Origin of the sequence: Mesorhizobium sp. M4A.F.Ca.ET.090.04.2.1 (assembly GCF_003999085.1) — a bacterium.
Lineage (GTDB): Bacteria > Pseudomonadota > Alphaproteobacteria > Rhizobiales > Rhizobiaceae > Mesorhizobium.
In genome coordinates, this window is record NZ_RZOT01000267.1 from 1 (window position 1) to 7,893 (window position 7,893).

Here is a 7,893-nt window from a genome sequence, read left to right on the forward strand (position 1 = left end):
GCGAAAACCAGCCGGAGCCGCCGGGCCGGCCTCGGGCCGCTCAGCCTCAATGCCTTGGGAAGCTTCACCACCGCGGGCGGTATTGTGCTGGACCAGGCGACGCTTTCGGGCGAGAAGATTTCCGGCAAGGCTTCCGGCACCATCAATGCGAACGGCGCCAGTGATTTCGCCCTCGACCTTGTCTCGACGGGTCCAAGCCTGCCGCTGTCGTTCGGCAGCGCCGAAAGCCCGATCAAGCTTGAATTGCAGGCGCTGTCGGTGAAGGCGGCCGGGCAGGGCACGCAGCCGAAGCTCGACATCTCGGCCGTGCTGCCTTCGATCGCGACGAATTTCACCAAGTCGGAAGGCATCACGCTGGGGCTGCATTCCGATGCCTTCGACCTGAAGAGCCGCACGGGACCGATTTCCGGCACGGTGACGGTGGAGACGATCGGGCTCGACAATCCAACCATCGCGCCGCTGGTCGCCGGCAAGATCACCGCCAAGGTCGCCGGCAGCCTCGCCGCGGACGCGATCACGATCGACAGCGGCTCGGTGCAGGGCGAGGCGTTGGATAGCGCCTTCAACGGCCGCGTCTCGCTGACCGACGGCGCCATCGACCTTAATCTCAAGGTCGACGCCCTCTCGGCGGCTTTGCCGGCGGCGGCGCGCGGCGTGCTGGCCGAGCGCACGCAGCTCAGCGCTGCGATGAAGCGCGACGCCCATGGCGGTGTCACTATCAGTTCGGTCAAACTGGCCTCCGGCGCGCTGACCGCCGACGGGCAAGCCAGCCTTGCCGACAACAGGCTCAGTGCCGACATCAAGGGCGCCCTGGCCGATATCTCGCCGCTGTCGAAGGACGCCAAGGGCGCGATCGCCTTCGCGCTCAACGCGCAAGGGCCAAGCCTGGCGCCTGACCTGTCGTTGACTGTGAACAGCGACCGGCTTTCGGTAGCGGCGCGCGAGATCACAGGTCTGAAGCTGACCGCCACCGGCAAGGCCGATGCCGCCAACCCGGCGGCGAATGTGCAACTGACCGGCAATGTCGCCGGACAGGCACTGCAAGGCAGCGCGGTGCTGGCGACAACCGATGGCAAGAGCGCGATCAACGGGCTGCTCTTGTCGCTCGGCAAGAACCGGATCTCCGGCGACCTCGCGCTTGACGAGGCCTTCGTGCCCGCCGGCACCATCGCGCTCGACCTGCCCGATATCGGCCCGCTGGCGGCGCTGGCGTTGGAAAAGGCCGAAGGCGACGTGCGCGGCACCATCGCCTTCACCAAGACGGCCAACGGCCCCAACGTCACCGTCAAGGCGACCACCGTCGCGATTTCGCGTGGCGACCTCTCGGCCAGGAACGTCGCCATCGACGCGCTGGTCGCCAATTACCTGGCCGCCCCGGTGATCTCCGGCAAGGTCCGCGCCGACAGCGTCACTTCGGGCGGCACCGTGGTCAGCGGCATCAATGTCGACCTGAAGCGCGACGGCGACTGGACCGGCTTTTCCGGCGGCGCCACCGTCAAGGACATTCCGGCCAAGGCCGCCGGGCGGGTGAGGGTGGCGAATGGCACCACGACCATCGAACTCACCTCAGGTCAGGCGACCGTGCAAGGCATCAAGGCGGCGATCGCGCAGGCCTCGACGGTCAGTATCGCCAACGGCACGACGAGCCTGGACAGGCTGGTGCTCAATCTCGGCGGCGGCACCGCGACGGTGACCGGCAAGGTCGGACAGGCGCTCGATATCAATGCCGCGCTGGCCAAGGTGCCGGCTTCGCTCGCCAACAGTTTTTCGCGCGGCCTCGATGCTGCAGGTTCCATCTCCGGTACGGTCAAGGTGACGGGCGCGCCGGCCAATCCGTCGGTTGCCTTCAAGATCGACGCCGGCGGCGTGCAGACCGCGCAGACGCGCAGCGCCGGCCTCGGCGGCATGAACATTTCCTCGTCGGGAACGTTCGCCGGCAAGAAACTCACCTTTGACGCCGACATCAGCGACGGCGCAGGGCTCGGCCTGAAGGGCGGCGGCTCGGTGACGACGGCGGGAACGCCGGCGCTGGTGCTCGACTTCTCCGGCAAGGTGCCGTTCTCCTTCCTTGCCGCCAAGCTCGCCGCGCAAGGCCTGTCGCTGAGCGGCACCGCCAACGTCAATGTCCAGGTGCGCGGCCCGGCGACTTTGCCGGTCATCGGCGGCACGGTCAGCACGTCGGGCGCCCGGCTGGTCGACGCGCGCTCCGGCCTTGCCGTCAACGATATCGCCGCCGACGTCTCGATCGGCGCCGGCGTAGCCAGGATCAATCGTCTGACCGGCACGCTGTCGACGCGCGGCAGCCTGTCGGCCAGCGGCACGGTCGGCATCAATCCGGCGCAAGGGTTCCCGGCCGATCTTTCGGTCAAGCTGACCGACGGCCGCTACACGGACGGCCGGGTGGTGACCGCCAATCTTGGCGGCGACCTGACCATCAAGGGGCCGCTTGTCTCGGCGTCGGTGGTCGCAGGCACCATCAACCTGGCCAAGACCGTCATCACCGTTCCCGAGAAGCTGCCGGGCTCGCTGGCGGCGCTCAACGTCAGGCACAAGGGCGCGCCGGCCGCGGTGCGCACGCAGGACAAGGCGCTGCGCCCGGCTTCCGCCAGCGGCGGCAGCGGTGGCGGCGGCGGTCTTGCCCTCGACGTCACCGTCAACGCGCCAAATCAGATATTCATCCAGGGCCGGGGCGTCGACGCCGAGCTTGGCGGCTCGCTCAAGCTGACCGGTCCGGCCTCCTCGCCGCATGCGGTCGGCACCTTCACCTTGCAGCGCGGGCGGCTGACGATCCTCGCCAAGCGGCTGACCTTCACAGAAGGAACGGTCGGCTTTTCGGGCTCCCTGGTGCCCTACCTCAACCTGACGGCGACCACGACGACGAGCAGCGCCACCGTCACCATTGTCGTGTCGGGCGAGGCGACCAACCCGAAGTTCACCTTCTCCTCGACGCCGGCACTGCCGGAGGACGAGGTGCTGGCGCAGCTGATCTTCGGCCGCTCGATGTCGAACCTGTCGCCGCTGCAGATCGCGCAGCTGGCGGAGGCCGCCGCGCAACTGGCCGGCGTCGGCGGTTCGACCTCGCTGCTCGAGAACCTGCGCAGCGCGATCGGCGTCGACGACCTCGATGTCACCACCGACGAGAAGGGCGGCACCGCCGTCTCGGCGGGCAAATACCTCAACGACCGTACCTATGTGACCATCCAGAAGGGCGACAAGCCGGGTTCCGGCAAGGCGGCGATCGACCTCAATGTCGGGCGCGGCGTCAAGCTGCGTGGCGAGGCCACCGATGCCGGCGAAGCCAAGGGCGGCATCTTCTACGAGCGCGAATACTGAAGCCGGTCGCAGGAAGGGCAGCCTTTGGCGCTATCGCAGCAGGCGGCTGGCGCTGTCCTATGCCGTTTGAATGTCTCAGTTTATTCGTTTGCGCATAATCGAATGAAATCTGCGACGCAGTAGCAAATTTGCGTCAAGACTGTCGCTATCGCGCGAACCGCCCTCCTTCCAAAGTTGCACATTCGTCAACATGTTCCAGTCCAGACCGTCTTTGACATCACGGTCTGGATGCGGAATGTTACAAGGCGGAAAGCCAACAATGGGAGTTAATCATGGCAATCTACAAATCTAACGGTGATCGCGTTCCGGATCACATCCGGGCCATGGCCGAAGAAGCCAAGGCGGGCAAGGTGGACCGCCGCGAATTCCTGGCGCTCGCCAGCGTCTTCGGCGCGTCCACGGCGATGGCCTACGGCATGCTCGGTCTCGCCGATCCGACCCCGGCAAGGGCCGAGGACGTGCAGGGCAAGAAGGGCGGCACGCTGAAGGTCGCGCAGTGGGTCAAGGACCCGAAGGATCCGCGCAAGTCCGACTGGTCGGAAATCGCCAATGCCGAGCGCCAGGCGCTCGAGCCGCTGGTCAAGTACACCACCGAATACACGTTCCGTCCGTATCTGCTGGAAAGCTGGGACGTGAACGACGACGCCACCGAATACACGCTGCATGTGCGCAAGGGCGTGACCTGGTCGAACGGCGATGCCTTCACGGCGGACGACGTCATCTTCAATCTCAAGCGATGGGCCGACAAGAAGGCCGAGGGCAATTCCATGCCCGGCCGTCTCGGCACCCTGGTCAAGGACGACAAGCTCGACGAGAGCGCCGTGACCAAGGTCGACGACATGACCGTCAAGCTGAAGCTCGGCAAGCCGGACATCGCGCTGATCCCGAACGTGTGCGACTATCCGAGTCTGCTGGTGCACAAGAGCTTCGACGAGAAGGGCGGCGACTTCAAGGCCTGCCCGATCGGCACCGGTCCGTTCGAGCTCGTCTCCTACGATGTCGGCCAGAAGGTGGTCTACAAGCGCCGCGAAGACAACAAGTGGTGGGACGGCGAGGTGTTCCTCGACGGCGTCGAGTTCATCGACTACGGCACCGACCCCGCCGCCATGGTCAGCGCCTTCGAGGCGGGTGAAGTGCACACCAATTTCGAGACCACGGCCGACTATGTGTCGATTCTCGACGGCATGGACCTGGTGAAGTCGGAGATCGTGACAACGTCGACCATCGTGTGCCGCACCAACATCAACAACAAGCCTTACGACAACCAGAAGGTCCGCAACGCACTGCAGCTCGCGGTCGACAACAATGTCGTTCTCCAGCTTGGCTACGGCAATGCCGGTACGGTCGCCGAGAACCACCATGTCTGCCAGATCCATCCGGAATACTACGAACTGGCGAAGGTGGCTCGCGATCCAGCCAAGGCCAAGGCCCTGATGGCCGAAGCCGGCCAGGCCGACTTCGAACATGAGCTGATCACGGTCGACGAGGACTGGCACAAGAACACCGGCGATGCGATCGCCGCGCAGATGCGCGACGCCGGCATCAAGGTGAAGCGCACGGTGCTGCCGGGCTCGACCTTCTGGAACGACTGGACCAAGTATCCGCTGTCGATGACCAACTGGAACATGCGTCCGCTCGGCGTCCAGGTGCTCGCGATCGGCTACCGCTCCGGCGAGGCGTGGAACGAGACGGCCTTTGCGAACGCCGACTGGGATGCCAAGCTCAATGCCGCGCTGGCCGTCGCCGACGCCGCCAAGCGCAAGGAGATGATGAAGGACATCGAGCAGATCCTGCAGGATTCCGGCGTCATCATCCAGCCCTACTGGCGCAAGCTCTACAGCCACTCGGTCAAGGCGGTGCAGAACTACAAGATGCACCCGACCTTCGAACGCGACTATGGCAAGGTCTGGCTCGACCAGGCGTGATCGGACCGATTGGGGAAGGGGCTTGCCCCTTCCCCTCACTCCCCGCACAATGCAGGAACCGGAAGCCGGCGCCTTGAGAAGGCGTGGATTCTTCCGGCAACGGCGTGCAACGAAAAACAGGGTTGATCGCATCCGAGGGTCCGTTTGAAAGGCAGCCTGGCCGCTAGTGGCCGAGCTGGACAGCAAACAGGCTCCAACCCCAACCAGACCGGCAGGGGGCCGCCATGCTTTCTTTCATCCTCAGGCGTCTTGGCACGATGGCATTGACGATGCTGTGCCTGACACTGGTCGTCTTCTTCCTGATCAATCTCAACCCGAACCTGAAGAAGCTGGCGATCAGCCAGACCGAAATGCATACGTCGGCCGAGCAGCTCGAGGACTGGCTGGTCAACCATGGCTACCGGCAGAACTTCTTTGCCCGCTACGGCCAGTGGCTGGGCGTGCTGCCCAAGCAGCCGGTGACCGACCCGGCGACGGGCAAGCCGACGCAGCGCTTCTCCTTCTGCAACGATCCGGTCGTGCCGACATTCTCCGGCGTGCTGCAGGGTGACTTCGGCTGCTCGACCAAATTCAAGACCAGCGTGGCGTCAAAGCTCTTTCCAGCACTCAGCGCGACCGGCATCCTGATGCTCTGCGTCCTGCTGGTGATGGTGCCGATCTCGCTCCTGGTCGGCATCCTTGCCGGCATGCGCGAGGGCTCGCGCACCGACCGCACGCTGTCGGTCGCCTCAATCGCCTCGACGGCGACGCCGGAATATGTCTCGGGCGTCATCTTCACCGTCATCTTCGCGTCCTGGCTCGGCTGGCTGAACGGTTCGGCCGCCTCGGCCAGCCAAGGCATCACCTTCTACAATTTCACGTTGCCGGTGATGACGCTGGCGATCTACGGCATCGGCTACATTGCGCGCATGACACGCGCCTCGATGGTCGAGGTGATGACGCAACAATATATCCGCACGGCTCGCCTCAAGGGCCTCTCCTTCGGAAGCGTCGTGGTCAAGCATGCGCTGCGCAACGCGTTGATCGCGCCGTTCACCGTCATCATGCTGCAATTCCCCTGGCTGCTCACCGGCGTCGTCATCGTCGAGGTGATGTTCCGCTACCAGGGCTTCGGCTACACGCTGGTCGAGGCGGCCGGCAACAACGACATCGACCTTCTGCTCGGCTGCTCGCTGGTTTCGGTGTTCATCGTCCTGATCACGCAGCTCATCTCGGATGTCGGCTACGCGTTTCTCAATCCGCGTATCAGGGTTCAGTAGGGGGCGAAGCGGATGCAGATCGAATATATCAGCGCTTTCAGTGTCGTGCTCGGCGTCATCTCGCGTTTCTGGCCTGTCTGGATAGCGCTCGCCATCGTCATGGGGGCGAGCTTCGCCTACAAGAAGAAGCTCGGACTCTACGGCCAGCTGTTCGACAGCGGCGTCGGTATCGTCGGCGTCGGCATCTGCCTGTTCTGGCTGTTCACGGCGATCTTCGCCTCGACCATCTCGCCCTTCGATCCGCTCTCCCAGGTGCCGGTGATGAAGGACGCGCTGCCCGGCGCGATCGAACCGACGTCGAAGCTCATCTACTATTTCGGCGGCGACAAGCTCGCCCGTGACGTATTTTCGCGCATGGTCTATGGCAGCCAGATCGTGCTGATCATCGCGCCGGCGGCGACCGGTTTCGCGCTGATGGTCGGCATCACGCTCGGCCTGCCGGCCGGCTACTATGGCGGCAAGATCGACACCATCCTGTCCTTCCTCGCCAATCTGGTGCTGGCCTTCCCGGTCATCCTGCTGTTCTATCTGCTGGTGACGCCCGGCATCATGGACACGCCGATCCCCTATGCCATGGCCGGGCTGTTCTTCCTGTTCCCGATCATCTTCTTCAGCGTGCTGTTCTGGACGCGCTACAAGAATCGGCCCGACCGCCTCTACATCCTGCTCGGATTGACGCTGGTCATCGGCGGCTGGATCTATGCCGGCCTGGTGTTCGATGCCGACCCGCTTAAGATCGTCCACATTGATCCCAACCAGCTCAACATCTTCGTTGCGGTGGTGTTCGCCTCCAGCCCCGGCGTGTTCCGCATCGTGCGCGGGCTGACCATGGACATCAAAACGCGCGACTATGTGGCGGCGGCGCAGACGCGTGGTGAATCGCCGTGGTACATCATGCTGTGGGAGATCCTGCCCAATGCCCGCGGGCCGCTGATCGTCGATGCCTGCCTGCGCATCGGTTACACGACGATCCTACTCGGCACACTCGGCTATTTCGGACTGGGGCTGGCGCCCGAGAGCCCGGACTGGGGCACGGCGATCAAGGACGCCAGCCGCCTGCTGCGCTCCTTCATCCACCCGGCACTACCGCCGACGATTGCGCTGATGTCATTCGTGCTTGGGCTGAACCTTCTGGCCGATTCCCTGCGCGAACAGTCGATGAAGGATTGATGGCGGGGTTTCAGGCCCCATCTTCTAAGAACCAAGGATTGGAGCGACCCATGAACGAGGCAGTTCGAAATCCCGGCAAGCCAACCCCTGGGCCGATCATCGAGATCGAGAACCTGTCGATCTCCTTCTTCACCCGCAAGGGCGAGATACCGGCCGTGATGGACTTCTCCTGCACGGTCATGCCCGGCGAGGCGATGGGCATCGTC

At 64.4% G+C, this 7,893-nt stretch carries 4 protein-coding genes; all 4 read left to right on the forward strand.

Going from position 1 to position 7,893, the window contains the following annotated elements:
* On the forward strand, nucleotides 1-3,333 hold a 3,333-nt coding region (locus EN781_RS19085; protein WP_189347682.1), incomplete at its 5' end, for a translocation/assembly module TamB domain-containing protein.
* A gap of 272 nt (nucleotides 3,334-3,605) precedes the next feature.
* Complete coding sequence (locus EN781_RS19090) at nucleotides 3,606-5,258, forward strand: ABC transporter substrate-binding protein (protein WP_127400229.1); 1,653 nt, start codon at nucleotides 3,606-3,608, stop codon at nucleotides 5,256-5,258.
* Between the two features lie 224 nt (nucleotides 5,259-5,482).
* Nucleotides 5,483-6,517 carry an ABC transporter permease gene (locus tag EN781_RS19095; RefSeq protein ID WP_127400230.1) on the forward strand — a complete coding sequence of 345 codons (1,035 nt, stop codon included), beginning with the start codon at nucleotides 5,483-5,485 and terminating at the stop codon, nucleotides 6,515-6,517.
* Between the two features lie 12 nt (nucleotides 6,518-6,529).
* Nucleotides 6,530-7,687 carry an ABC transporter permease gene (locus EN781_RS19100; protein ID WP_127400231.1) on the forward strand — a complete coding sequence of 386 codons (1,158 nt, stop codon included), beginning with the start codon at nucleotides 6,530-6,532 and terminating at the stop codon, nucleotides 7,685-7,687.
* Nucleotides 7,688-7,893: the final 206 nt, after the last annotated feature.